The organism is Kutzneria sp. CA-103260 (assembly GCF_018263855.1).
Lineage (GTDB): Bacteria > Actinomycetota > Actinomycetes > Mycobacteriales > Pseudonocardiaceae > Kutzneria.
In genome coordinates this window covers 4,224,817-4,250,153 of sequence record NZ_CP073318.1, presented here as the reverse complement: position 1 = coordinate 4,250,153, position 25,337 = coordinate 4,224,817, and the positions used below count along the sequence as shown (strand labels likewise).

The following is a 25,337-nucleotide window of genomic DNA, read 5'->3' as shown; positions in this document are numbered from 1 at the left end:
CACGGGTCCGATCTGGACGGTGGGCAGCCCGATCAAGTTCGAAGAACCGTCAACGGGCTGCGGTCCACCTTGCTGTGCCACGTCGGCCTGAGTGGCCAGACCCGGCCGATGGCATGACATGGCCATCCTCTGGCGAGGTGATGCGCAGGTCGCCCCTTGCCACCGCGCGGGCGACGTCGGCGAGCTTGAGGTTGTGCTGTCGGGTGTAACCGCGCAACACGGAGAACGCGTCCTCGATGGTCACGTGCAGACGCTCCGCCAGAACTCCTTTGGCCTGTTCGATCGTGATTCTGTTGTTGAGCACGTGACCGAGTTGTTCGCCGACGGTCGGTCTGTGGCCGGCCCGTTCGTTGAGCACAGCCATGGTGGCCAGGTCGGCCAACGTCTGGGCGAGTTCGGCGGCCTCGACGTCAAGCTTGCCGGGCTGGGCGGACAACAGGCTCAGCGCCCCCACGGCCTGCCCGCACACCCGCATCGGGAACGCGTGTGCGGCGGCGAATCCGGCCGTCCGCGCGGTGGCGGTGAAGTCTGGCCAGCGGTCTTCGGTAGCCAGGTCCGGCGACCAGACGGCGGAGCCACCGAGGAAGGCGTCCATACTTGGGCCGCCGCCGCGGGGTTCCCACAGGTCGTGGACACCGGACCATTCCATGGAAGCGGCCACGAAGCGTAATGCCCGTCGGCGATCGGCCAGCAGGATCCCACCGACCGACACGTCGAGCAGATCGACACCGAGGTGGGCAAGGTTGCACAGATAGTCGATGGCGTCGAAGTTGGTCACCAGCCTGCCGGTGAGAAGAACGAATGCTTGTCGTGCTCGCCGGTCCAGGGAATCCATTCCCGCGCCTCCAACAACTGCTGGGACATGTCAGACCCGGCACAAGGCTACGGTGAATGCCCCGGCGAAGCGCCCCCCGGACGGTCCGATCGCACCCCTCAGATGGGGTGGAACAGCGCCAGCGGCCTGATCAGGTGGCGGTGGGAGTCGCAGGCAGGAGCCCGATCCGGGTGGCGATGACGACCGCCTCAAGTTGGGTGTGCGCACCCAACTTGCGCATGACGTTCTTGACGTGGCCCCGGGCGGTGTGCGCGCTCACGACGAGCCGTTGCGCGATCGCGTTGGCACTCAGTCCTTCCCCCATCAAACCGAGAACCTCTCGTTCCCGGGGAGTAAGCCCGGTCCAGTCCTGCTCCGGGACAGCTGGTGCGAGCAACGCGATGGCGGACTCCTCGACCAGGACCTTCCCCTCGATCGGGGTCCGGATCGCCGTCAGGATGTCAGGCAGCGCGCTGTCCTTGGCCAAAAACCCGGTGGCGCCGGCCGCGATGGCCTCGGTGAGCAGGCAGGGCTCGGTGTTCGCGGTCAGGATCAGCACTCGGACATGAGGATACATCGCCTTGATCCGTCGAGTGCCCTCGATGCCGTTCGCGCCTGGCAGGCGGACGTCCATCAACACGATATCGGGGCGGTGGCGGGCGACCAGCGCGAGCGCGTCCTCGACCGTGGCCACGGCGCCGACGCACTCCAGGTCGGGCTGCGTGTCGATCGCGATCTCCAGGGCGTCGGCGAGCGTCCGTTGGTCCTCGACCACCAGCACGCTAGCCACGACTGTCACTCCTCCTCGTTCCGGTGCCCAACGGCCACCTGCCTAGTGCAGTTCGATCCGGCGTACCGTGCGAACCAGGAACGACTTGCTCGACGCGTCGGACGGTACCGCACCTGCTGGATCGCGTGAACGCGTTGTGGCACACGGAGTGACCGAACGGGGTGGGAACTCGTGAACACCTACTCGTTCCGGCTCTACGTAGCTGGGCGCACGGAGCGGTCCCACGCCGCGCAGGTGAATCTGCGCGCGCTGTGCGAGTCCCTCGTTACCGGCCGCTACCAAATCGACGTTGTCGACGTCACCGAGCGGCCGGACCTGGCCGAGAGGGAACGAATACTGGCCACTCCGACAGTCATCAGGATGAGTCCACTGCCGAGGCAGCGGGTAATCGGGGACCTGTCCGATCACCGCCGTACAGCGTTCGCCCTCGGCCTGGCAGAGGTGGCTGGGTCCAGCCCACAAGGGGATGAGACATGACCGACAACGCCGCGATCAAGCGGTATCCCACCGGTATCAACGGCTTCGACCACGTCGCGTTGGGCGGCTTGCCCGCCGGCCGGTCCACGCTGGTCAGCGGTACCACCGGAACCGGCAAGACGTTGTTCGCCGTCGAGTTCCTCGCCAGGGGCATCCAGCGTTTCGACGAGCGGGGTGTGTTCGTCAACTTCGAGGAGCCGCCCGCGGACATCCGACGCAACGCGGTCTCGCTCGGCATCCCGATCGAGCAGTGGGAACGCGAGGGGAAATGGGTGTTCGTCGACGCGGCGGCAAACGCCGATGAGGACGTGTCGATCGTCGGCGCCTACGACTTCGGCGGGCTGGCAGCCCGGATCAAGCACGCGGTCCGCGAGGTCGGGGCGGCACGCGTGTCGCTGGACTCGCTCGGCTCGATCTTCAGCCGCTTCCCCGACACGACACGCGTCCGCCAGGAGCTTCACCGGATCGCGCACGTCCTGAGCCAGCTCGAGGTCACCTCGGTCCTCACCGCGGAGCGCACCAGCGAATACGACGGCATTTCCCGGCACAACGTCGAGGAGTTCGTACTCGACAACGTGATCATCCTCCGCAACGTCCTGGTCAACGAGCGGCGACGACGGACCGTGGAGGTCGTCAAGTTCCGCGGTACCACGCACCGCACCGGCGAGTGGCTGTTCACGATCGATCCGCAGGACGGCATCGTCGTGATGCCGCTGGCGTTCCTGACGCCGCTGGCAGCGGCATCCCGAGTACGGGTGTCCTTCGGCAACACCGGGCTGGACGAGATGTGTGGCGGCGGCCTGTTCAAGGACGCGATCGTCCTGCTGACCGGTCCGAGCGGCTCCGGGAAGACACTGACGGCCCTGGGGTTCACCGCCTCCGGGGTCGAGGCCGGCGAGCGGTGCCTGATCTACGCCCTCGACGAGAGTCGGGCCCAGTTGGGACGCAACGCCGCCGGCTGGGGACTCGATCTCGACGCCATGGAGGAATCGGACCTGCTCCGAATCATCTGCGACTATCCGGAGGTCGCATCGCTGGAGGACCACTTCCTGCGGATCAGGCGGGCCGTCGAGGACTTCCGTCCGTCCCGGCTGGTCATCGACACCCTGTCGGCGCTGGAGCGCGTCGTCTCGCCCCGAGCATTGCTCGACTTCGTGATCTCGCTGGGCGCCGTGGTGCGGCACCATCAGGTGACCACGCTGCTCACCTCGGCGCCCTCTGGCCGGTTCACCCCCCAGCTCACGCCGGCGATCGCGGCCGAGATCGCCAGTCTCACCGACGTGACCATCAACCTCCGCTACGTCGAGGCCGCCGGGGAGATCCAGCGCGCCATCGCCGTCGTGCAGACCCGAGGCACCACCCACGACCACAGCATCCGGCAGGTGGACATCACTGGTGACGGCCTGCACATAGGTGCGCGCCTGTCCAACGTGGTGGGCATTCTGACGGAAAGCCCCTCGATCGCCGGGACTCCGTGGTGGTCGGTCGCGCCGTCGCAGCAGGAGGCGCCAGAGCAGGGTGAGTGAGCACTCGAGTGCCTGGTTCCCTGACGACGTCAGCCGGCTCGTCGTCGAGGCGTCGGCGGACGGGGTCCTGGCCGTCAGCGGGGAAGGGATCATCCTGCTGTGCAACACGGCGGCGGAGGACCTGTTCGCCCGTCCGGCGGCCGACCTGGTCGGTTCCCCGTTCGGGTTTCCGATCGCCGTGGGCGCCTCCGAGATCGACCTGCTCCTTCCCAGCGGTCAGAAGCGGGTGGTCGAGATGCGGGTCACCGCCACGACACTGCGTGGTGAGCGGCTGCACGTCGCCGCGCTGCGCGATGTCACCCGCCGCCGGGACGCCGAACACGCACTGGCGGCGGAGCTGGAGCGGCAGAACATCGTGCTCGCGGTAGCGGCCCACGAGCTGCACAGCCCGCTCGCAGCGATCAGCGTGCTGGCGCACGTGCTTCGTGACAGCGAGACCACCTTGACCCGGCAGCGGCGGGTCGAGATCACCAACAGCGTCATCGAACGCACCGCGTCCCTGCAAGCGCTGGTGCACAAGCTCCTCACCGCCTCGCGGATCGACGCCGTCGGCGAGCGCTCGGTCGTCGAACGCGTGCCGGTCCTCGAAGTCGTCCTCGAGCAGATCGCTGACCTGGGGGAGAACGCGGGGCACGTCCGGGTGTCGTGTCCCGAGGGATTGGTGGCCGCCGTCGACCGCGCCGAGTTCACCGAAATGCTCGCGAACTACCTGGAGAACGCCTTCGCCCATGGCCGGCCACCGGTCGAGATCCGAGCGGGCGTCAAGGCAGGTGGTGTCGAGGTTCGGGTGATCGACCGGGGCTCGGGAGTGCCCACCAGCTTTGTGCCTCATCTGTTCGAGCGATTCAGCCGCGGTCCGGGCAGCGACCGCAGGAGTGAGGGGACCGGGTTGGGGTTGTGGATCGTGCGCAATCGCGCGCGGGCCAATGGCGGCGACGCCTGGTATGAACTCGGCTGGCGGCAAGGTGCCTGTTTCTGTCTGCGTCTGCGGCAGGCTGTCGTCAACCGGCCTGAGCCGGAGAGCAGTGCTCAGCTGAGATAACCGGCAACCGGCCCCAGGGTGACGAGGCCGCTGCCGGCACCGGCAAGTTCGGTGTCGGCCGGGGCGAGGCGTTCGCGCAGCGTGGCCAGCAGTGGCCGGTCGTCGACCGCGCGGGCGGCGGTGATCTGGAGGCAGCTGAGGAGCTCGTACATCAGGTCGGCCGGTGGCTCGAGGGCGGCGTGCAAAGCCTCCCGGGCGGCGGCGCGGTCTCCGTTGTCCAACAGGAAGAAGGGTTCGATCCACGGGCGGTACGGACCCCAGTCGGCTGCGGGATCGGCCTGGTGGTCAAGGGAGAACAGGGCCAGTGGCAGCAAACCCCTTTCCACGCCGGGCATTCCCGTTCCAGCCAGTAGGGCAGCCGCCTCACGGTAGGACGACGCGGAGCGAGTGAGCATGGCGCGAAACCAAGCTGTGAACACGCCGACCAGTGGAAGTTCATGTTGTGCGGCAAGGTGATCCGCCGCGTCGGCATGCTCGGTGGCGGTGTCGAAGTCGGCCAGTGCGCCACGGGCCTGGACCCGGATGAGGTGGCCGAGGACCGCGAAGGTCGGCAGATCATGCCGGGTGGCGAGGTCGATCAGCTCGACGCCGATCGCATCCCGCTGCGGGGCCATGCCGGCCCGGGTGCACGATTGCATGAACCGGCCGTTGAGGGCGAACGCCAGCAGCGCCGGATCCCCGTGCTGCCGGGCGATTTCCTCGGCCTGACGGGCGGCGGCGGGTCCGCGGGGCGAGCGGGCGCCGCGCATCTCCAACGCGACCGTCGCGAGTAGACGGCAGCGGGCGGCGGGATTGTCCGGCAGCACGGCCAAAGTGCGCTCGGCGGCAGCCACGATCTGGGCGGCCTGAGCGGGATCGTCATTGCGAGTCCAGATCGCCGGCACGTCGTACGCGCCGATCACCCTGGCCGTCAAAGAGGGATCGCCGAACTCCTCGGCGGCGGAAACGGCCCCGAGCCGGTGTTCCTGCGCCGCTTGAAGACCACCAGTAACGGCCAGTGTCCGAAGTAGACCGACTGTGGACTCCAATCGAGCCCGTGAACCGGCGGCCACGGTCCGCTCATACGCCTCAGCCGCCCGCGTCCACAGCCCGGCCGGGTCCAACCGGGGATCCTGGGCCAGCACATCGGCTTCCAGTCGTCGCAGCCCCGGCCCGGGATCGAGCCCCAACTGATCGGCCAGCATCGCCCGGGCCCGCCGCAGCACCGCCAACGCGTCCGCCTGCCGGCCCGTCTGATACAGGGCGAGCGCCAGCAGCCGCCAACCCTCTTCGCGCCAAGGATGTTCCGTCATGTGGGCATCCAGATCGGGCACGGCCTCGGCTGCCGCCCCGGCAGCGATCCGTTGCCCGGCAAGGCGTTCGACGGCCTGGAGGCGCAACTCGGCCAGCCGGGACCGCTCGGCCGCGGCCCACGGCTCCGACGCGAACTCGGCGTAGGCCGGCCCTCGCCACAACGCCAGGGCCTGCGCGAACGAGGATGTGGCCAGGGATTCGAACTCCCAGGCGTCCACATCCGTGGCGAGCAGGGCATATCCGGGCCCGTCGGTGACCAGCAGCCGGGACGGGGTGCGGGCCGGCCGCGAAGGTTCCAGCGCCCGCCGCAGATCCCCGACGAACGTCCGCACCGCGCCGACCGCCCGTGCCGGCGGCTCCTCCCACAGGTCGGCCACCAGCCGCGCCACCGGCACGACCCGGCGGCGGGCGAGGATCAGCCGGGCCAGCACGGCCCGGTGCCGAGGGCCCTTCAACGCCAGCGGCCGGCCGTCGGCCCAGGCGGCGACCGGCCCGAGCACGCCGAACCGCGGTTGCTGATCGGATGCTGATTCGCGGCCGGCAGGGTCGTGCACATGACCACTATCCCCGGCTTCGAACCGCACCGCATTCCCGTCGCCGACGACGTCTCGCTGCACGTCGCGGTGGGCGGCGCCGGCCGGCCGATCGTGCTGCTGCACGGGTTCCCGCAGACTCACCTGATGTGGCGGCACGTGGCCACGGACCTGGCCGCCGACCACACGGTGATCTGTCCCGACCTGCGCGGATACGGGGCCAGCGACAAGCCGGCGCACGGCTACGACAAGCGCACCATGGCCGCCGACATCGTGGCCGTGGCGGCGGCGCTGGGTCACGACGAGTTCGCCCTGGCCGGCCACGACCGCGGCGCGCTGGTCGCCTTCCGGGCCGGCCTGGACCATCCCACGAAGATCACCCGGCTGACCTGCCTGGATGTGCTGCCGACGCTGGACATGTGGGACGTCATGCGGGGGACGTCCGCGGCGGTCGGCTTCCACCTGTACCTGATGGCCCAGCCGCCGGGCCTGCCCGAGCAGCTGATCTCCGCCGCCCCCGACGCGTTCTTCGGCCACTTCCTCGACGCCTGGACCCGTGATCCCCAGGCCATCCCGCCCGAGATCCGCGCCCACTACCTGGCGGCGTGCCGCAACGCCGTGCCGTCGATCGTGGCCGACTACCGGGCGTCCGCGACGATCGACGTCGAGCACGATCAGCAGGACCGAGGCACCCAGTTCCAGATGCCGGTCACGGTGCTGCAACAGGACTGGGGCTTCGGCGGCGAGGAGCTTTGGCGGGCCTGGGCTCCGAAGCTCGATCACCGCACCGTGCACTGCGGGCACTTCATGGCCGAGGAGGACCCGAAGCTGATCGCCGACGTGCTCAGGGCTTGAGCGCGCGGATCTCGGCGACCACGTCGGCCCCGGACGGCGCGGTGGCCGGATCCACCAGCCACTGGAGCATCAGGCCGGTCAGGATCGCATTGGGCACCGAGCCGCCGAGCCCTTCGCGGGCCTCGCGCTGGCCGGCGGCCAGGTGCTCGCGCACCTCCTCGTTCCGCTCGGCCACCGCGATGGCCTCCAGTTGGGCCACCCAGAGCGGCCGGTGCGTGGTGAAGGTGTCGATCAGCGCCTGCCACCGCTGCGCCGGATCGACGTCGTCCAGGCGGCGGGCCATCTCGTCGCCCAGCTCGTCCATGGCCGCCATCAGCGCCTGGGTGAGCAGCGCCTCTCGGGAACCGAAGTGGTAGCCGATGGCCGCGTGGTTGACGCCGGCGGCCGCGGCGATGTCGCGGACGGTGGTGCGCGCCCAGCCGCGTTCGATCAGGCACTGCCTGGCCCCGGCCAGCAGATCCTCACGGTTGCCCATGCCGAGCAGCCTAGCCCAGGTCTGAACCAGATGGTTTATCCAAATGGATTGACCGGGTGGATAAGACCGGGCTACGGTCGGAGCCGTGACCAAGGTGCTGATCTCCGGCGCGAGCGTGGCCGGCCCCGCGCTCGCCTACTTCCTGGCCGCGGCCGGCTACGACGTGACCGTCGTGGAGCGGGCCCGCGAGCTGCGCGACAACGGCTACAACATCGACTTCCGCGGCGACGCCTTCGCGGTGCTGGCCGATCTGGGCATCGAGGACCGGATTCGCGGCCTCGACACCCGGATGCGCGGCACCACCGTGCTGGACGAGACCGGCGCGAAGGTCGGCGAGCTGCCGAGGGAGGTGTTCTCCAGCGACGTCGAGGTGCCCAAGCGCGAGCTGACCCGGCTGCTGCACGAGATCACCGCCGACCGCGTGCGCTACGTCTTCGGCGACTCGATCACGTCCATTGAGGACGGTCACGTCGAGTTCGAGTGCATGCCGGCGGCCGACTACGACCTGGTGATCGGGGCCGACGGCGTCTACTCCAACGTCCGCCGGCTGGTGTTCGGCGCGGACGGCCTGGTGCACCTGGGCCTGTCCGGCGCCGGCTTCAGCCTGCCCAACCACCTCGGGCTCGAGCACCGTGGACTGCTCTGGCGAGACAGCGGCGCGATGGTCTACCTGTGCAGCGCCAACGATCCCGAGCGGCTGACCGTCGGCATGTCCTTCACCACGGACTCACCCGAGCTCGACCGCCGTCCCCGGGCCGAGCAGGAGGCCGCGGTGCGGGCCGCCTTCGCCGGCTACGGCTGGGAAATCCCGCGCCTGCTCGACGCGATGGCCACCGCCGACGACTTCCGGTTCGACTCCACCTGCCAGGTGCGGGTCGACAGCTGGTCCCGCGGCCGGGTCGCCCTGGTCGGCGACGCCGGCTACTGCGCGGCCCCGACCAGCGGCATGGGCACTTCGCAGGCGCTGATCGGCGCCCGGACCCTGGCCCGGCTGCTGGCCTCGTGCGACGACCATGCGATCGCCTTCGCGGCGTACGAACGCGAACTGCGCCCGTACGTGGCCGAGAACCAGGAGATCGGCCGGGCCCATGCTCAGAGCTTGACGGCCACGCCCGCGTAGCCGGCGTTCGGAATGTCGAACCGGGGACCGGCATCGTTCGGATCCGGCCGCCAGTCCGGAATCCACACCACACCCGGGTCCAGCAGCTGCCACCCGTCGAACAGCGCCTCGACCTCGGGACGGGTGCGCAGCCGGACCTGGGCCACCGACCGCTCGTACATCTCGCGGGCCCCGTGCAGGTGCTCGTCCGGCATGTTCTCGGTGGTCGGGCTGCCGTGGGCGATGGCCAGCATGCTGCCGGCCGGCAGGGCGTCCCGGAACCGGGCCAGCACCCGGGCCGGGTCGTCCTCGTCGGGCACGAAGTGCAGGATCATGATCAGCATGACCGCGACCGGCCGGTCCAGGTCCAGCGTGCCGTTGAGCTCCGGACTGTCCAGGATCTCCTCCGGCTCGCGGAGATCGGCCCGCAGCACCGTGGTGGTCGGGTCGCCGGCCAGCAGCTGCCGGGTGTGGCTCACCGCCACCGGATCGGTGTCCACGTAGACCACCCGGGCCCGCGGGTCGGCCAGCCGGGCGATCTCGTGCACGTTGCCCACGGTCGGGATGCCCGAGCCGATGTCCAGGAACTGGGTCACCCCGGCCGCCGCGCACATCCGCACCGCCCGCCGCAGGAACGCCCGGCTGGCCTGGGCCATCCGGGGGCCCTCGGGCATCAGCCGCAGCATCTGCCGGGCCACCTTGCGGTCCACCGCGAAGTTGTGCGAGCCGTCCAGGAACCAGTCCCAGATCCGGCTGATGCTGGGCTGCTCGATGTCCACGTCCGGCGGGGCCCAGCTCGGTCGCTCCATGCCGGTCACCCTAGCGGTCGAACTCCGGGATCAGCTCGCCGATCAGGCGGATGCTGGTGTCCACCGCCTCGTCCGGCACGCTGCCGATCTGGTGCAGGCACATCAGCCGGTCGATGCCCAGGTCGGCGTAGGCGCGCAGCTTCTCGCGGCAGGTGTCGGGGCTGCCGACGATCAGCGACTGCTGGGCGCTGAGCACCGTGAACAACTCGTCCTCGGGCACGTCCTCGCCCTCCAGCACACGGCCGATCAGCAGCTGGGCCGGAGTCGGCGCGTTGTCGGCCTCGCCGCGCAGGAAGTCGCCGGTGAGCCCGCCGCCGTCGGGGGAGTCGAGCACCTCCTGGTGCCGCCGCATGGTGGTGGCGAACTCGGTGGCGGCCTCGAAGAAGCGCAGCGCGGTCACGGTGTACCAGGCGGCGGCCGCGGCGGCGCCGTTGCGCATGGCCTGCTCGTCGGTCTCCGCGCAGTGCACGAATGTGAAGTAGCCGACCTGGTTGTTCACGAACGAGCCGACCGGGTCGGCGCAGGACTCGGCCGCGGCCCGGTACAGCTTGATCATCCGGCCGACCCGTTCCAGCGACTCCCACATCGTCGTGCCCAGCACGCCGACGCCGCGCCGGCCGGCCTCCTCGAACGAGGTCGGGCTGGCCGCCGCCTGCCACAGCGGCGGGTGCGGCCGCTGCAGCGGCTTCGGTCCGATGCGGACGTTGTCGATGGCGTAGTTCTCGCTGTGGTACGAGAATTCATCGCTGGTCCACATCTCGGGAATCATCGCGAACGCCTCGGCGGTCTGCGCCCGCGCCTGCTCGGGGGAGATGGTGAACAGCCGCCACTCCGGGATGGTCGACCGGGTCAGGCCCAGCTCCACCCGGCCGCCGCTGAGGTGGTCCAGCGTCGCCGCCCGCTCGGCGACGCGGATCGGGTGGTTGAAACGGCCGGGGGCCAACACGGCCGAGTGGCCTAGTCGGATTCGGTTGGTGTGCTGGGCGATCGCCGCCAGCACCAGTTCCGGGGCCGAGGACAGGCTGAACTCGCCGGCCCCGTGGTGCTCCACCTGCCACCAGCAGCCGTAGCCCAGCCGGTCGGCCAGTTTCGCCTGCTCCACGGCGCGCCGGAAGCGGTGCTGCTCGTGGCCGTCCGGCCAGGGCCGGGGATTCTGGATCTCGTTGAACAGATCGATCTTCACGGCGGACGCCCCTTCGTCGTGACCGGCCACTGCCCGCTGTTGTCTGCCGACGCACCGTGGTCGTTACATGGTGACGCCCCGATCACTGCACGCGGCGGCCCGTCAACCGAGAGTGGTTGTTGCCCAACGATGGCCACAGATGGTCGACGATGCCCGGTCGCCTGGGTACCTTCTGTGTGCCGACGCGCGACACGTCGAGGCGACTGGGGGATTGCCCACCGGACACTGACGTCCGGCTCGTCTCGCGCGGGCCGCCCCGTTCGCTCCCCTGCGCCGGTGCGATGTCCACGAGAAGGAGACGCAACGTTGTCGCCGGTCAACTCCCCTGCACCTGCCGCTGTCCTGACCTCACTGAGACCGCTGCGTGACGGCTTCGACACGCCCCGCACACGTCCGGTCGACGACGGCCTCGTCGGTGACGACTCGATCCTGCGCCGGTACTGCGCGCCGTGGCTGCCGACCGTGCTCGGCGGCTGGTCGGCGTTCACCACGCTGGTGCTGATCGACCACATGCGACAGTCCATCTCGATGGCCATGGCCCGCCGAGCCAACTTCAACGAGTTCCGCCAGCTGACCCGGGGCATGCTGGTGGCCATCTTCGGCGACACCGAGCAGGTCGAGGCCCAGCGCCGGGGAGCGTGGGAAGCGCATTCCCGGCTGCGGGGGATCGACGCGGACGGTCGCGAGTGGACGGCCAACGACCCGGAGCTGACGACCCGCGTCTACACCGTGCTCATCCACCACCTGCTTGCCGCGCAGGAGAAGCAGATCGGCCGGCTCAGTGAGTCCGAACGGGACGGTTACTGCGCGGACGCGGTGCGCACGGTCGGCTACGTCTTCGGCACCACGCCGGTGCTGCCCGGCAGCTACGACGCGTTGGAGGCCGAGTACGCCGGCATCATCGCCAACGAGCTGACGGTGACGCCGGAGGCGCACGAGGTGTTCCAGGAGAACCGCTCCCTGCGGGTCAAGGACATCCCGATGGAGGAGCTGGTGGCGGCCACCGCCGACCTGCTGGACCCGGAGGTGGCCGCGGTCTTCGGCATCGACCGCTCGCAGACCGTCGACCTGCCGCGGATCGACCTGTCCACGGTGACCGAGGAGGACCTGCTGCCGATCGCCGTGCTCAGAGGCTGACGCCGCCGCCCCAGTCGATGTGGTGCAGGTGCAGCCAGTCGGTGTCGGGGTGACGGGTGCGCCGGGCGACGGCCCGGTCGCGCAGCAATCGGCGCAACGGCCCGGGCAGGCGCGGCCCGGGCCGGCGGAAACCGGTTCGCACCACGCGTTCCACGCGCTCGCGGCGCAGCCGCTCGTAGGCGTGCAGCGCGGCTGTGGTGTCGGGGATGTCGCGCAGGCACATGGCCAACGTGACACCGTCCTCGATGGCCATGGAAGCGCCCTGCGTGGTCGACGGCGAGGCCACGTGCAACGCGTCGCCGACGAGGGTCATGCCGGCACGGGACCAGGTCGGCACGGTGGGCAGCTGATAGCAGGCGGCGGCGGTGATCTGGTCGTCGCCGGTGGCCCGGATCGCTCGCACAGTGCCGATCCGGTCGCCGGCGAACAGGTCGCCGAGCCGGCGGCGTAGCTCCGTGGGCGAGGCGCCGGCCAGTTCCTGTTCGCCGCACGGCAGATTGGCGAACCACCAGGTCTCGCCGTCCGGGGCGGTGATGTGCCCGCAGGTGGCCCGGCGGCCGAAGTACATGTAGTAGCTGTCGTAGTCGTCGGCCGGCAGTGCGTCGCGGACCGCGCCCATCACGCTGTGCCAGCCGGTGTACTCCGGTTGCGGCGCTTTCGGGTCGATCAGGGACCGGGTGGTCGAGCGCACGCCGTCGGCACCGATCAGCAGGTCCCCGCCGATGCGGCTGTCCTCGGCGAAAAACGCCGTCACACCACCGTGATGGCGCGCCCCGACCAGCCGCTTGCCGTGCTCGATCTCGACGCCGCGCCGCACCGCCTCGTCGGCCAGCGCCCGGTACAGGTCGGCACGGCGCATCGTGCGCGGGCCGTGGTCGGGATCGGGAGTGGGGATGGTGAGCACGCCCAGCCCACGGTCGTGGCTATCGCGCATGCGCACCTGCCTGGAGGCGAACGACCGCTCCAGCACAAGGTGTTCGGCGTCGACGGCCCGCAGCGCGTCTCGGCCGTTGGCCATGATCGTCAGGAACGCGCCCCGGCCGTCGGCGCCGGTCGGATGCGCCTCACACACGGTGGCGCTCAGCCCGGCATGGCGCAGCGCGATGGCCGTCGTCAGGCCGGCGACTCCGCCGCCGATGACCAGGATCCGGCTCATGCGACCCGAAGTTCCCTTGACAGTGCGACAAGTTCACGGACGTCGGACTCCAGGCCGCCGTCGGCCGGCACCGCCAGCGGCCGCGCCTCGGCTGATTCATGCGGGCCCGAATGATCGCCCAGCGTGCCACGCAGCCACGCGGCGAGCGCGACCGGATCGGCCGGGCTGTCGGCGCCCAGCCGGCCGCTGGCCCGCACCAGGCCGTCCCGGCACTCGATGACCCGGCGGTAGAACCGGCGGTTCACCGCCCGCACGCTCAGCATGTCCCGCCAGGCGCTGGCCGGCGCGCGGTTGAGCGCGTCCTCCGGGAACGCCGCGTGCAGCATTGTCCACAGTGGACGGAGTTGGTGATAGTCCCGCAGGTGCCGCCACCACACCTTGGCCGCCACCCAGCGAACCCGGGCCCCCGGCAGGATGAAGCCGGCCAACACCACCATGTTGCCGACGCCCACCACCACGCCCGGCAGCTCCAGGACGACCGCCGTGTCCGGCTCGGCCAGCCGGATCACCATCGACACGGCGATCAGCGCCGAGCCGAGGCCGATCACCGCCAGCCCGGCCGAGGCCACCGCCAGCCCCCAGGCCAGCCAGCGCTGGGTGATCCGGGTGTGCCGGTGCATCCACACGATGCAGGTGATCACGCCGTAGACGGTGTAGGCGTTGGCGACGAAGCGAAACGCGTCCAGCGTGGCCCGCGGATAGGCGTCCGGGGCCAGCGACTGCGGCACCGTCGCGGCCAGCATGCCCAGCACGGCCAGCGTGAGCACCAGCCGCACCGCCTCCCGCACCGCCTGCCGCCACGCCTGCCTCCCTTGCCCGGCGGAGAAGACGAACACACAGATCAGCGAGTACAGCATGGTCAGCAGCAGTGCGTTGCCCAGCCACATCAGCCAGATCGGGCCCGCGCCGGACACCCCGCCCTCGATGCCGACCCCGGCCTGCGGCAGCACCGCGAAGGCCACCGCCGACACCAGGAAGCAGGCCACCACGAACCACAGCGAGATCCGCCGCGGGGTGCGGACCAGCTGCGCCCCCTTCCAGACGCCCACGGCGGTCGCGGCGTACACCTGGAACGACAGGTCCGGGTTCACAGCCAGCCCAGCCGGTCGCTCAGCGCGGCGTCGACACCCTCGGCCGCGTCGGAACTCTGCGGGATGCGCATCGCGTCCAGGATCGACGCCCACTCCAGGATGATCGTCGCCACGGTCTCCGCCTCCCGCTCCTCGCGCTGGTCGTACGCGGTCCGGCAGCGCAGCGAGTCCGGTGGCTCCGGCAGTTCGGCCGCCGGGCCGGCCAGCAGTTCGGACAGCTCGCCCGCGCCCTCGTCGGACGGGTGGTCGGCCAGGATGTGGCCGACCTCGTGCAGGATGATGTGCCGCTGGTGCGGCTTGGTGGTGTGTTCCTGGTAGACGATGAAGTCGGCGTTGCGGCCCTTGAACCACAGCCCGAACGGCCCATCGGCCCACAGCGGGTAGGGCACCAGCCGGATCGGCCGGCCGCGCACCACCGCCAGCCGGGCGCAGAACTCGTGCACGTCCAGCGGCGGCTGCACGTCCAGTTCGCGCAGCAGGCCGCGGCAGCGCCTGCGCAGCTCGCGCTCGCTGGAGCCGTTGTCGCGGCGGGGGAAACGCATCGGCGGCTCAGCCCCCGACGCTCGGCAGCGGCTCGCCGCCGCCCGGGTCGATCACTTCGATCATCTCCACCAGCATGCGCAGCCGGTCCGGGCTCATCCGGCCGGCCCGCATGGCGATGGCCCGCACCTGCTCGGCCCGCTCCGGCAGCGCGTCCGGGCTCCCGGACTCGTCGTCGCCGTCGGCCAGCAACCAGGCCGCCGTCACCCGGGGCGCGCCGTCCGCGCGGTGGTCGTCGAAGAACTTGGCGATGGCCCGGACCTTCTCCATGGTCGGATTGGCCTTGCCCTCGCGGACCTTCCACAGCGTCACCCGGGAGATGGAGATCGGGTGCGACGGGTCGTCGCTGATCGCCGCGGCCACCTCGGGCGTGGAGTAGCGCACCGGCCGGCCGCGCTTGTCGACGGCCTTCACGGTGGTGTTGAACAGGTGGTTGAGCCGGCGGGCCAGGACGAACTCCGGCTGCGCAGCCCCCTCGCTGCCGTCCACGGCGCCTCCCTCGTTGCGTGAACGGGCCCGATGTTAACCAGGGAAGCGAATCGTGGTACAGGCGGTTGGGCCATCCGAGTGAACGAGATCGGAATCGGTTAATTATATTGTAGCGTGAGTGGCGTTCTGGGCTCCCGGGTTCACTCCCGGGGCTGGGCGGGCTCCCTGGGGGCGAGCCCGCCGGCAGGCGGCCCCGTGCGCACCATGCCGGCCGCTTCGGGGGGAAGCCGCCCGGCTGGGGAGGAAGGCGTGCGGGGCCGCTGTCATACCTCGGCCGGCTCCCGGTCCAGCGTCGTGACCGCCCAGCCCGCGATGGCCGCCGCGATCGCCCCGGCGCTGTTGTTCAGGAAGTCCTGGGTCTCGCAGACGCCCGCGCCGGTGACGGCCTGCGTCAGCTCGATCAGGCCGCTCAGCGTGATCGACACCAGCATCACCGCCGGCGGGTTGCGGGTGGCCAGCACCGCGAAGAACGCGAACGGCGTCAGCATCAGGGCGTTGAGCAGCTCGTTGGTCCCGATCAGGAAGAAGCCGTTGAACAGGCAGAACGGCCGGACCGAGCCGTAGGTCTGAGGCGGCACCCGGCACAGCGTGACCGCGAGTGCCAGCGCCAGACCCGCTCCCGCCACCGCGGCCGGCGTCGTCGACCAGCCGCGCCGGCGGCCGACCAGCCGGCCCAGCCAGGCGAACAACGGGCAGCCGACCAGCAGGCCGGCCACCACCAGCGGGTCCGCGGTGACGTAGGTGGCGGCCTGGTGGACCAGGGAGGGAATCACGGGCCTCACCCTGCCGGCGATCGTCCACCCGCCGCCTCGGCCGAACAGCCCCGTGTCGTCCGATGGCCTCGGCCTTATGGCTGAGGCCCCGATTCGGCGCTGTCTGTGCTACACCTGCTGTGGGGGTGGGACATGGTCGTCGCCGAGTCGTTGCCCGACCGGAACGTGAGGATCCGGCGGTTCGCCGTGCCGGCCGCCGTCGTGCTGCTGGCCGCCACCGCTGTGCGGATCCCGCCGCCTTCCCTGCCCGCCTACCTCTACTTCGTCCTGGCCGGTGTCGTGCTGGCCGTGATCGACCTCGAACGCCGCCGGCTGCCCAACCTCATCGTGCTGCCCTCGTACCCCGTGGTCGCCGCCCTGCTGGCAGCGTCTTCGTTGTGGCGGCACGACTTCTGGCCCCTGGCCCGAGCCGGCATCGGCGGCGTGCTGCTGCTGGTGTTCTTCCTGGTGCTGGCCACCGCCCAGCCGTCCGCCATGGGCCTCGGCGACGTCAAACTCGCCGGCCTCATCGGCTTGGCCCTCGGCTACCTGTCGTGGTCGGCGCTGCTGTTCGGCTGCTTCGCCGGTGTGTTGCTGGGCGGGATCGCCGGCGTGGCGCTGACTGTTCGCGGCCGACGGAAGGCGACCATTCCCTACGGCCCCTTCCTGATCGCCGGCGCGCTGCTGGGCGTGCTTCTCTAGGGCTGCTCGCCGCCGGGCAGAACGGCCGACGCGAGTGGCGTCGGCCGTTCATGCGGTCAGATCAGAGCACGACCAGTGCGAACACATCGGAGTAGGCAGCGGCGTAGAGCGTGCTCTCGGGGTGGAACACCCGCAGCGACAGGGTCGCGGAGACGTCGAAGCTGACGTCGATGGAGAACGCGCCGTTGGGACGGCAGCCCCCGGTGGCCACGTTCACCCAGGCGCCGGCCTGGAGCTCCTGGACGATCAGCGTCTCCGCGTCGGCGTCGACGGACCTGGCCGCGTCGTCGATCCGGCCCTTGACCTGGGTCTTCTCGTGCTTCTTGACCTTGCCCTTGACCGCTGCGGCCTGGACCTTCATCTTGTGCTTGGCCGGCGCCTGCACGGCGGCCGGGGCGGCGGAGGCGGCCACGGGCGTGACGGCGAACGCCGCGCAGCCCACCGTCAGTGCGGCAAGCGTGCGGGTCAGTGGTGACATACGCATGCACGTAGTGCAGCGCACCACCGTGAGCGGTCACGGCACCCACGCCGGGCAAGTTCGCATGATCATTCGGTCGGGTGGTTTCACGGCGTGTCAGACGGCGAATGGACCGCCTACCCCGAAGACACGCGCGGCGAAGCGGGCGCCGATGAGGCGGTGGGTGGCGGCGTCGGGGTGGAGGTCGTCGGGCAGGGCGGGGTCGGAGTCGGCGTGCAGGTCGAGGCCGTCGAGGTAGTGGAGGTTGGGGTCGTCGGCGGAGCGGAGCTTGACGATGCGGGCGAGCTCGTCGCGGATGACGGTGAGGGTGAGCTTGCCGGGGGCGGGCTCGCCGGTGGCGCGGAAGCGGAGGACGCCGTCGGTCATGACGGGGGCGACAGGACCGGGGGTGTTCTCCTGGATGGGGCAGTACAGGGGCGATACGACGAGCAGCGGCGTGGTGGGGTGGCACTCGCGGATGGTGTCGAGGAAGCCGTGCACGGCGGGCCCGAAGGCACGCAGGCGCATGAGGTCGGCGTTGGTGAGGTTGATGCCGAGCTTGAGGCTGATGAAGTCGGCGGGGGTGTCGCGGATGGCCCGGGCGGTGAACGGGTCGAGCAGGGCGCTGCCGCTGAAGCCGAGGTTGACGAGCTCGACGTCGCCGGCGGAGGCGGCCAGGGCGGGCCAGGTGGTGCTGGGGCTGGCGGCGATGGAGCCGTGGCTGATGGAGCTGCCGTGGTGCAGCCAGACCCGGCGGTCGCCGAGCGGCACGGGGGCGACGGGGGAGTCGGTGCGCAGCGCGACGAGCTTGGTGATCTCGTTGTGCGGCAGCCAGATGGCCACGTCCTTGGCGCCGGCCGGCAGGGTGAAGCGGACGGTGCCGGCGGGGCCGGGCTTGAGCTCGGCGGTGCCGGTGGCCATGTCGATCAGCAGGATGCTGCCGCCGGGGACGCTGGACTGGGCGGTCAGCTGGCCGTCGACGATCAGGTCGTAGAGGCCGTCGGGGCGGGGCGGCACATTGACGTAGGAGTTCTTGGTGGCCAACGTGTCGAGCTCGACGACGGTCGCCTCGGTGCGGAACACCAGCCGCACGCCGGACGGCTGGGCCTCGGCCATGGCCAACTGCTGGTCCGGCATCTGGGCGCGGGCCCGGGCCGGCAGCCGGTGCGGCTGGAGGCCCTGCTCGGTCGGCTCCAGCTCCAGCGCCCCGCGCACCAGGTCGGCGGTGATCGGCGTGGTGATCAAGTCGGTCATGCCTTCACCTTAGATCGGAAAAGCGGACGCGGCTCACGAGAATTGGTCACGCGTGACGGAATCGCTTGTCAGGTGATCCATGGTATGCGATAAACGAAGGCAATCTTCACTCCTGCGACGAAATCAGTGGGGTGGTAGCCGTGGAAGCCAGTCGACGCGCGGTGCTGGCCGGCCTGGGTGCGGCCGCCGTGTCGGTCACCATGGCCGGGACCGCGGTGGCGTCGCCCCGCCGGTCGGCGGCGACGGTGCTGCACAACGGGATCGTGTACACCGGGGTGTCGAACTGCCCGCCGGCGGAGGCGATCGCGGTGGGTCGGGACGGCCGGATCCTGGCGGTGGGCACGGGTGCGGAGTTGCTACGCCGGCTGGGCCGCGACACGGAGGCGATCGACCTCAAGGGCGGCCTGGTGATGCCCGGCCTGCACGACGGCCACATCCATCCCATCGAAGGCGGCGCGGGCCTGCACACGCCGTCATTGGACGACGCGACGCTGACGGTGCCGCAGATCATCTCGGTGGTGACGGCGGCCCTGAACGCCTCGACCGGTCAGGAGCCGGACGGCTGGCTGCAGATCGCCAACTGGAACTCGGCGGGTGTGCTGCCGCCGGGAACGGTGGTGCACAAGCGGGATCTGGACGCGCTGCCGACCAGGCGGCCGATCTTCGTCGGCTCCTCGGACCACCACAACGCGTGGGTGAACTCCCGGGCACTGGCGTTGGCCGGCATCACCAAGGACACGCCGAATCCGCCCGGTGGCACCATCGTGCGCGACGCCGCGGGGGAGCCGACCGGCCTGCTCAAGGACGACGCCGTCAACCTGGTGCAGCAAGTGATCCCGCCGCTGACCTTCGCCGATCTGGTGGCCGCGGCGACCGAGGCCTATGGGATGCTGGCCGCGGCCGGTGTCACCACGGTGATGGACGCGACGGCCAACGACCAGCACGCCGAGGTGTTCAAGGCGTTGGCGGCCAACGGAAAGCTCAGCGCCCGCACGCACATGGCCTACCGGGTGGAGCCGGACAAGGCGGCCGACCCGAAGGCGATTCTGGCGGTGCTGCAAGCGTTCCGGCAGCGGCATCAGGGTGTCGACCGGCTCAGCGCCGGTATTGCCAAGGTGTTCATGGACGGTGTCATCGAGTATCCGGCGCAGACGGCGGCATTGCTCGAACCGTATCTTGTGGACGGAAAGCCGAGCGCCAACTACGGCCAGCTCTACTTCGACCAGAAGACCATCTCCGCCTTCGTGTCCACTCTGGACAAAGCGGGCTGGCAGGTGCACGCCCACACCATCGGCGACCGAGCCGTGCGCACGGCGCTCAACGCCTACGAGGTCGCACGGCTGGCCAACGGCGATCGGGACAACCGACACACGCTGGCCCACGTGCAGCTGATCGACCCGTCCGACATCGCCCGAGTGGCGAGGGCGAAAGTGCTGTGCTGCCTGCAGTTGCAGTGGGCCGGCACGAACTTCTACAGCGTCGACGCGCTGCTGCCGTATGTCGGCGCGGAGCGGCAGGGTCGGATCTACGCCGCACGCACGCTGGAGCGAGCGGGCGTGCGGCTCACCGGCGGCACGGACTTCCCGGTGGACCCGTTCAACCCGTGGGCCCCGGTCAGCCAGGCCATCACCCGCGCCTTCCCGGACGGCAGCCCGGCCTTGCATCCCGAACAGGGCCTGTCCCGGGAGTCCTCGCTGCGTATGCACACCTTCGGCACGGCTTTCCAGCTGCACCAGGAACATCTCACCGGCACCCTGGAACCGGGCAAGCAGGCCGACCTGGTGCTCACCGACCGGGACGTGACCCGGATCGCGCCGGCCGACATCCACAACACCAAGGCCCTGTTGACGATGGTCGGCGGCGAGATCGTGCACCAGGGCCCGGCTCCCGTGCCGCCGGCGATCGCGGCCAGAAACGCCCTGCTGGCCACCGGTGCGCCAGCCGACCGCCGGCAGAGCCACGCCGCTTGTGGCCACGGTTGACCGTTGGTCGACGCATACCTACCGTTGGCCGGCGGAAAGGAACCGTTGGGCAGTCGACATGCCCGAAAGGCTAACGATCAGCAACACGGCCGCGAAGAGCTACCCAGCCGGGATTCCCACAGGCTCGACCCGGTGCGACGTGGTCCCCCTGTCACCCCCGAGCGGGGGGATCACGTCGGCCTGAAGAACTCCCGAACCGCCTCGGCCACCAGCTCCGGCTGCTCCTCGGGCAGGTAGTGGTCGCTGGGCAGGGCTTGGCCTTTCACGTCAGCTGCGTAGTCCCGCCACACATCCAGCACAGCATAGGTGCGGCCGACAAAACTGTGCTCGCCCCACAGCGCCAGCAGCGGACACTCCACCCGCCGGTCGGCGTCGGCGCTGTCGTGCACGAGGTCGATGCCGGCGGCAGCGCGGTAATCGGCGCAGGACGCGGCGATCGCGGCCGGGTCGGAGAAGCAGCGCACGTACTCGTCCACCGCGGCCGGATCGAACGGGGCGCCGCCGTGGCGCCGGGAGTTCATCCGCGACCGGATCCAGAAATCCGGCTCGGCGGCCAGCAGCCGTTCCGGGATCCCGTTGCCGGCAGCCAGAAAGAACCAGTGGAAGTAGCCCAGGCCGAACGTGGTGTCGGCGTGCTCGAAGGAATGCCGGGTGGGCACGATGTCCAGCACCGCCAGGCGCTGCACGGCATCGGGCGCGTCCAGGGCCATCCGGTGCGCGACCCGGCCGCCACGGTCGTGGCCGACCACGCCGAACCGGTCGAAACCCAGCGCCCGCATCAGGGAAACCTGGTCGGCGGCCATGGCCCGTTTGCTGTACTCCACATCGTTTGCGGTGGGCGCGGGCTTGGAACTGTCGCCATATCCGCGCAAATCGGCCAGCACGACGGTGTGATCAGTGGCGAGCAGCGGCCCGACCCGACGCCAGATCAAATGGGTCTGCGGATAGCCGTGCAACAGCAGCAGCGGCGGCCCGTCACCCCCGACGGCGCAGTGGATGCGCACGTCGTCGACGTCGATGTCCTGGTAGACAAAGCTTTCCGGCAGCAGGCTCACAGGAACTCCACCAGGGCCTTGGTGAACTCCTCGGTGCTGGCGGTGCCGCCGAGGTCGGCCGTGCGCACCGGTGACTGGGCGAGCACGGCGGCGATGGCTCCTTCCATCGAGGCCGCCGCCTCGGCGTGGCCGAGATGGTCCAGCATCATGGCCGCGGTCCAGATCGCCCCCAGCGGATTGGCCACGCCACGGCCGGCGATGTCCGGCGCCGAGCCGTGCACCGGCTCGAACATCGACGGGAAGTCCCGCTCCGGGTTGAGGTTGGCCGCCGGCGCGATGCCGATGCCGCCGGCCACCGCCGCGGTGAGGTCGCTGAGGATGTCCCCGAACAGGTTGGAGCCGACGATCACGTCGAACCGGGCCGGGTCCAGCACCAGCTTGGCCGCCAGCGCGTCGACGTGCTCGGACCGCCACGACACGTCCGGATGGCTGGCCGCGACCTCGGTCACCACCTCGTCCCAGAACGGCATGGTGTGCACGATGCCGTTGGACTTGGTGGCCGAGGTCAGCACGCCGCGCCGGTTCTCGGCCAGCGTGAACGCGTACTCGGCGATCCTGGTCACGCCGGCGCGGGTGAACACCGCCTCCTGCACGGCCATCTCCTCCGGGAAGCCCCGGTGCAGCCGGCCGCCGATCTCGCCGTACTCGCCCTCCACGTTCTCCCGCACCACCACCAGGTCCACCTGGCCGGGCAGGGCAGACCGGACCGGGCTCGGCAGGCCCTCGAACACCTTGACCGGCCGCAGGTTCACGTACTGCCGGAAGCCCCGGCGGATCGGGATCAGCAGCCCCCACAGCGAGAGGTGGTCCGGCACCGACGGGTCGCCGACCGCGCCGAGGAAAACGGCGTCGTGGTGGCGGATCCGGTCCAGGCCGTCGGCCGGCATCATCGCGCCGGTCTCGTGGTAGCGGGCGCAGGACCAGTCGAACTCGTCGTAGTCGAACCGGACGCCGTGCCGCGCGCCGACGGTGTCCAGCACGTGCCGGGCCGCCGGGGTGACCTCGTGGCCGATGCCGTCGCCGGGGATGAGCGCGATCCGATGGGTGACCATGGATCCGATCACAGCACCGGTGCAGGGGCCGGGTCCAAGACCGGAATCCACCCCCGCTCATAGGCACAGCCTATGAGCACCACCCCGCGAGTCCCGCTCTCAGACAAGTGAATGTCGAGATCGAGACGCGGTCTCAGGTCCGAAACTCGTATTTCGGTTGCCCGAGAGCGGGACTCGCGGTGGTCAGGAAGGCCTGGGCGGCGGGGCTCAGGTCGTCGGTGCGGGTGGCCAGGCAGATGTGCAGGTGCGCGGCCGGTTCCAGGGCCAGCACCAGGGCCCCGCTGCGCTCGGCCAGCCCGGCCCAGGAGTCGGCCAGCACGGCCATGCCGACGCCGCCGAGCACCAGCGGCAGGATGGCCTCCCGGTGCTCGGTCTCCACCACGGCGGTCAGGTCGACACCGCTGTCCCGGATCCGGTCGACCAGCCGCCGCATGCCGCTGCCGGTCTGCCCGACGATCAGCCGCTGCCCGGCCAGCTCCGCGTGCCGCACGACGTGGCCCGGCGGGAACGGGCCGTCCGGCGGTGTGACCAGCACGAACCGCTGTCGGCCCAGGGACGTGAAGCGCAGCCCGGCGGCGGACGGCTCCTCGGCCGAGGCCAGCAGGGCGATCTCGACGGCGCCGCCACGGACCAGATCCATGGCGTTCTGCGCGGTGAAGGCGGCCCTGATGGCGACCGAGATGCCTGGATGGACGGCGGCGAACGCCCGGATCAGGCTGGCCAGCGGCTCCACCGCCTGGGACGGCGTGGCGGCGATCTCCACCCGGCCGACCGCCAGCCCGGCCACCGAATCCACACTGGACCGGGCCGTGGCCAACCCCCGCACCACCTGCCGGGCCGGTCCGACCAGTGCCCGGCCGGCGTCGTTGAGCACCAGCCGTCGGCCGATCCGGTGAAACAGCGGCTGGCCGAGATCCCGTTCCAGGGTCCGCAGCGCCTGCGACAGCGACGGCTGAGCCACGTAGAGGGCGGCCGCGGCCTTGCCCATGCCGCCGTGGTCAACCACCGCCAGGAAGTACTCCAGCTGCCGAGCGTCCACAATGGGCAGCATGCCACGTCACCCGTTCCGGGGAGCCGGCCCGCCGATGGTGATCACTAGGCTGAGCGCCGACTCAAGGGAGAGGTGGCAGCGGGTGGAGCGACCGGCGTGGGCCCCGAGGGAAGTCGACATCGAGAAGGCCAGCGCGGCCCGGCTGTACGACTACTTCCTCGGCGGCAGCTACAACTTCGAGGTCGACCGCGCCCTGGGCCGGCAGATCGAGCAGGCCGCGCCGGGGGTGCCCCAGTTCGCCTTCCTCAACCGGTCCTACCTGCGGCGGGCCGTGTGCTACCTGCTCAGCCGGGGTGTCGACCAGTTCCTCGACCTCGGCTCGGGCATTCCCACCGCCGGCAACGTGCACGAGATCGCCCAGAACATCAACCCCGATGCCAAGGTCGTCTACGTGGACAACGAGCCGGTCGCGGTCGCGCACGCCGACCTGCTGCTGGAGGACAACCCCAACGCGGTGGCCATCGAGGCGGACCTGGCCGACACCGGATACGTGCTCGGACACGAGAAGACCCGAGGGCTGCTCGACTTCAGCCGGCCGATCGGTCTGCTCGCGGTGGCTGTGCTGCACTTCCTGCCGCCCGGGGTCGACCCGCTGGCGGTGCTGGCCGAGTACCGCCGGGTGCTGTCGGCCGGCAGCTACCTCGCCCTGTCGCACCTGACCCACGAGGTCGACAGCGACCAGGTCAACCAGATCACCCGGCTCTACGCCCAGTCGCAGAACCCGATCCAGCCCCGCGGCCGGGGCGAGATCATCGCCCTGTTCACCGGGTTCGACCTGGTGGAGCCGGGTGTGGTGTTCACTCCGGTGTGGCACCCGGAGTCGCCCGAGGACGTCGGCGAGCACCCCGACCGTAGCGGCGCCCTGGTCGGCGTCGGCCGCAAGGCCTAGCGGACTCCGGGCCGGCCGATCGACGCTGATCGGCCGGCGATCGGTGTTTCATCGACGCTGTCGACCGGATGGCTGCAAACCTTTACGTCGATTGCCGCACGCTGTTACAGTTCGGCCACGCCGTCGCGACCCTGCGTGATCAACCTGCGGAGTCAAGACATGAGTGTCGGTCGTCTCTTCTGTGCCGCGGCCCTGGTGCTGACCATGGCCGGCGTGGCCGCCCCTGCCTCAGCCACCCCGGACCAGACCACCCCAGACCAGATCGCCACCACCGGCGCGGCCCCGATCGGGTCGGGCTGGACCGAGATCCACCCCGACTACCAACTCGACGAGCCGCCGGGCCTGACCCGGCACACCCTCACCAACGGCGAGCACCACATGTGGGTGCTGGCCACCGACCCGAGCAAGTACCCGGGCCGCGACTCCGGCCCGCGCAGCGAACTGCGCTTCTTCAACGACTACACCTCCGGCCAGGCCCAGTTCCAGGCCGACATCAAGGTGGCGTCGGGCTGCTCGCGGGCCTCGATCATGCAGGTGTTCGGGGCGTCCGGCCGGGCCACCGCGTTCATGGCGTGGGCCATGCCCAACCAGCTCTCCTACTACGACCAGTCCACGATCTACCAGCCGCTCTACGACCACTACCTGACGCTGAACGTCACCCACGACACCGCGACCGGCAAGGTGAGCGTGTACGTGAACGGCGCCGCGCACGGAGTCTTCCAGGACCACGGCGCCGCCAACCACTACTTCAAGGTGGGCGTCTACCACCAGAAGGGCATGTCCGCCCGCTGCGACGTCTACGTCAGGAACATCCACATCTACAAGAAGTAGCCG

General features: G+C 70.4%; 26 protein-coding genes. 10 read left to right on the top strand and 16 right to left on the bottom strand.

Translation table 11 applies throughout. The features are described 5' to 3' along the window. Window positions 1-49 precede the first annotated feature (49 nt). Together JJ691_RS18110 and JJ691_RS18105 are read right to left on the bottom strand one after the other, a co-directional pair. Window positions 50-835 (bottom strand): GAF and ANTAR domain-containing protein, encoded by a 786-nt coding sequence (locus JJ691_RS18110; RefSeq protein ID WP_211769922.1) that lies wholly within the window; start codon window positions 833-835, stop codon window positions 50-52. A 130-nt stretch (window positions 836-965) separates the two neighbouring features. Next, window positions 966-1,595 (bottom strand): response regulator, encoded by a 630-nt coding sequence (locus JJ691_RS18105; protein ID WP_211769921.1) that lies wholly within the window; start codon window positions 1,593-1,595, stop codon window positions 966-968. 180 nt (window positions 1,596-1,775) lie between these two features. Here JJ691_RS18105 and JJ691_RS53385 point away from each other — a divergent pair, with 180 nt between their 5' ends. Genes JJ691_RS53385 through JJ691_RS18090 form a run of 3 tightly spaced genes read left to right on the top strand, consistent with a single transcriptional unit; the run spans window position 1,776 to window position 4,649 of the window. Then, complete coding sequence (locus JJ691_RS53385; protein WP_211769920.1) at window positions 1,776-2,081, top strand: circadian clock KaiB family protein; 306 nt, start codon at window positions 1,776-1,778, stop codon at window positions 2,079-2,081. Beyond that, the gene (gene kaiC / locus JJ691_RS18095) at window positions 2,078-3,607 is read left to right on the top strand and encodes a circadian clock protein KaiC (RefSeq protein WP_211769919.1); all 1,530 of its coding nucleotides are present in this window, start codon (window positions 2,078-2,080) and stop codon (window positions 3,605-3,607) included. Before JJ691_RS53385 ends, kaiC begins: the two co-directional genes overlap by 4 nt. Further along, complete coding sequence (locus tag JJ691_RS18090) at window positions 3,600-4,649, top strand: sensor histidine kinase (protein ID WP_211769918.1); 1,050 nt, start codon at window positions 3,600-3,602, stop codon at window positions 4,647-4,649. Before kaiC ends, JJ691_RS18090 begins: the two co-directional genes overlap by 8 nt. On the opposite strand, the gene JJ691_RS18085 is transcribed toward JJ691_RS18090, so the two are convergent. Continuing rightward, window positions 4,637-6,496: an AfsR/SARP family transcriptional regulator gene (locus tag JJ691_RS18085; RefSeq protein ID WP_249228011.1), complete on the bottom strand. Its 1,860-nt coding sequence runs from the start codon at window positions 6,494-6,496 to the stop codon at window positions 4,637-4,639. The genes JJ691_RS18090 and JJ691_RS18085 overlap by 13 nt on opposite strands. Here JJ691_RS18085 and JJ691_RS18080 point away from each other — a divergent pair, their 5' ends adjacent. Next, window positions 6,497-7,330, top strand: a complete 834-nt coding sequence (locus tag JJ691_RS18080) for an alpha/beta fold hydrolase (protein WP_211769917.1) — start codon at window positions 6,497-6,499, stop codon at window positions 7,328-7,330. Here JJ691_RS18080 and JJ691_RS18075 read toward each other — a convergent pair. Further along, window positions 7,320-7,805 (bottom strand): TetR/AcrR family transcriptional regulator, encoded by a 486-nt coding sequence (locus tag JJ691_RS18075; protein WP_211769916.1) that lies wholly within the window; start codon window positions 7,803-7,805, stop codon window positions 7,320-7,322. The genes JJ691_RS18080 and JJ691_RS18075 overlap by 11 nt on opposite strands. An 85-nt stretch (window positions 7,806-7,890) precedes the next feature. On the opposite strand from JJ691_RS18075, the gene JJ691_RS18070 reads away from it, so the two are divergent. Then, the gene (locus tag JJ691_RS18070; RefSeq protein ID WP_211769915.1) at window positions 7,891-8,925 is read left to right on the top strand and encodes an FAD-dependent monooxygenase; all 1,035 of its coding nucleotides are present in this window, start codon (window positions 7,891-7,893) and stop codon (window positions 8,923-8,925) included. On the opposite strand, the gene JJ691_RS18065 is transcribed toward JJ691_RS18070, so the two are convergent. Continuing rightward, window positions 8,898-9,713: an SAM-dependent methyltransferase gene (locus JJ691_RS18065; protein ID WP_211769914.1), complete on the bottom strand. Its 816-nt coding sequence runs from the start codon at window positions 9,711-9,713 to the stop codon at window positions 8,898-8,900. The two genes, JJ691_RS18070 and JJ691_RS18065, sit on opposite strands and share 28 nt — an antisense overlap. A 10-nt stretch (window positions 9,714-9,723) precedes the next feature. Then, the gene (locus JJ691_RS18060) at window positions 9,724-10,896 is read right to left on the bottom strand and encodes an LLM class flavin-dependent oxidoreductase (protein ID WP_211769913.1); all 1,173 of its coding nucleotides are present in this window, start codon (window positions 10,894-10,896) and stop codon (window positions 9,724-9,726) included. A gap of 306 nt (window positions 10,897-11,202) precedes the next feature. Here JJ691_RS18060 and JJ691_RS18055 point away from each other — a divergent pair, with 306 nt between their 5' ends. After that, entirely contained in the window at window positions 11,203-12,033 is an 831-nt protein-coding gene (locus JJ691_RS18055; protein ID WP_211769912.1) for an oxygenase MpaB family protein, read from the top strand. Here the strand turns inward: JJ691_RS18055 and JJ691_RS18050 are convergent. The 5 genes from JJ691_RS18050 to JJ691_RS18030 all read right to left on the bottom strand — a co-directional run bounded on the left by JJ691_RS18050 (window position 12,023) and on the right by JJ691_RS18030 (window position 16,082). After that, on the bottom strand, window positions 12,023-13,189 hold the full coding sequence (locus JJ691_RS18050) for an FAD-dependent monooxygenase (RefSeq protein WP_211769911.1): 1,167 nt from the start codon (window positions 13,187-13,189) through the stop codon (window positions 12,023-12,025). The genes JJ691_RS18055 and JJ691_RS18050 overlap by 11 nt on opposite strands. After that, entirely contained in the window at window positions 13,186-14,280 is a 1,095-nt protein-coding gene (locus JJ691_RS18045) for an MAB_1171c family putative transporter (protein ID WP_211769910.1), read from the bottom strand. Before JJ691_RS18045 ends, JJ691_RS18050 begins: the two co-directional genes overlap by 4 nt. Continuing rightward, window positions 14,277-14,822 carry a hypothetical protein gene (locus JJ691_RS18040; protein ID WP_211769909.1) on the bottom strand — a complete coding sequence of 182 codons (546 nt, stop codon included), beginning with the start codon at window positions 14,820-14,822 and terminating at the stop codon, window positions 14,277-14,279. Before JJ691_RS18040 ends, JJ691_RS18045 begins: the two co-directional genes overlap by 4 nt. 7 nt (window positions 14,823-14,829) lie before the next feature. Further along, a complete protein-coding gene (locus tag JJ691_RS18035) occupies window positions 14,830-15,309 on the bottom strand; it encodes a hypothetical protein (protein WP_211769908.1) in 480 nt (159 codons plus the stop codon). 263 nt (window positions 15,310-15,572) lie between these two features. Beyond that, window positions 15,573-16,082, bottom strand: coding sequence for a VanZ family protein (locus JJ691_RS18030; RefSeq protein ID WP_211769907.1), 510 nt, complete (start codon window positions 16,080-16,082; stop codon window positions 15,573-15,575). A 132-nt stretch (window positions 16,083-16,214) separates the two neighbouring features. Here JJ691_RS18030 and JJ691_RS18025 point away from each other — a divergent pair, with 132 nt between their 5' ends. Continuing rightward, complete coding sequence (locus JJ691_RS18025; protein ID WP_211769906.1) at window positions 16,215-16,763, top strand: prepilin peptidase; 549 nt, start codon at window positions 16,215-16,217, stop codon at window positions 16,761-16,763. Between the two features lie 61 nt (window positions 16,764-16,824). Here the strand turns inward: JJ691_RS18025 and JJ691_RS18020 are convergent, their stop codons facing one another. Together JJ691_RS18020 and JJ691_RS18015 are read right to left on the bottom strand one after the other, a co-directional pair. Beyond that, complete coding sequence (locus JJ691_RS18020) at window positions 16,825-17,247, bottom strand: hypothetical protein (RefSeq protein WP_211769905.1); 423 nt, start codon at window positions 17,245-17,247, stop codon at window positions 16,825-16,827. A gap of 90 nt (window positions 17,248-17,337) precedes the next feature. Next, the gene (locus JJ691_RS18015; RefSeq protein ID WP_211771553.1) at window positions 17,338-18,465 is read right to left on the bottom strand and encodes a GDSL-type esterase/lipase family protein; all 1,128 of its coding nucleotides are present in this window, start codon (window positions 18,463-18,465) and stop codon (window positions 17,338-17,340) included. A gap of 149 nt (window positions 18,466-18,614) precedes the next feature. Between JJ691_RS18015 and JJ691_RS18010 the strand changes: the two genes are divergently transcribed. Next, window positions 18,615-20,456, top strand: a complete 1,842-nt coding sequence (locus tag JJ691_RS18010) for an amidohydrolase (protein ID WP_211769904.1) — start codon at window positions 18,615-18,617, stop codon at window positions 20,454-20,456. Window positions 20,457-20,626: 170 nt separating this feature from the next. On the opposite strand, the gene JJ691_RS18005 is transcribed toward JJ691_RS18010, so the two are convergent. From JJ691_RS18005 to JJ691_RS17995, 3 genes are all read right to left on the bottom strand, one after another. Continuing rightward, window positions 20,627-21,511, bottom strand: coding sequence for an alpha/beta fold hydrolase (locus tag JJ691_RS18005; protein WP_249228010.1), 885 nt, complete (start codon window positions 21,509-21,511; stop codon window positions 20,627-20,629). After that, the gene (locus JJ691_RS18000; protein ID WP_211769903.1) at window positions 21,508-22,563 is read right to left on the bottom strand and encodes a tartrate dehydrogenase; all 1,056 of its coding nucleotides are present in this window, start codon (window positions 22,561-22,563) and stop codon (window positions 21,508-21,510) included. The genes JJ691_RS18005 and JJ691_RS18000 overlap by 4 nt, the downstream gene beginning before the upstream one ends. Before the next feature lie 133 nt (window positions 22,564-22,696). Then, window positions 22,697-23,614 carry a LysR family transcriptional regulator gene (locus JJ691_RS17995; protein ID WP_249228009.1) on the bottom strand — a complete coding sequence of 306 codons (918 nt, stop codon included), beginning with the start codon at window positions 23,612-23,614 and terminating at the stop codon, window positions 22,697-22,699. 82 nt (window positions 23,615-23,696) lie between these two features. On the opposite strand from JJ691_RS17995, the gene JJ691_RS17990 reads away from it, so the two are divergent. Both JJ691_RS17990 and JJ691_RS17985 read left to right on the top strand, forming a co-directional pair. Then, a complete protein-coding gene (locus JJ691_RS17990) occupies window positions 23,697-24,503 on the top strand; it encodes an SAM-dependent methyltransferase (RefSeq protein ID WP_249228008.1) in 807 nt (268 codons plus the stop codon). Between the two features lie 159 nt (window positions 24,504-24,662). Further along, window positions 24,663-25,334 (top strand): polysaccharide lyase family 7 protein, encoded by a 672-nt coding sequence (locus JJ691_RS17985; RefSeq protein WP_211769901.1) that lies wholly within the window; start codon window positions 24,663-24,665, stop codon window positions 25,332-25,334. Window positions 25,335-25,337: the final 3 nt, after the last annotated feature.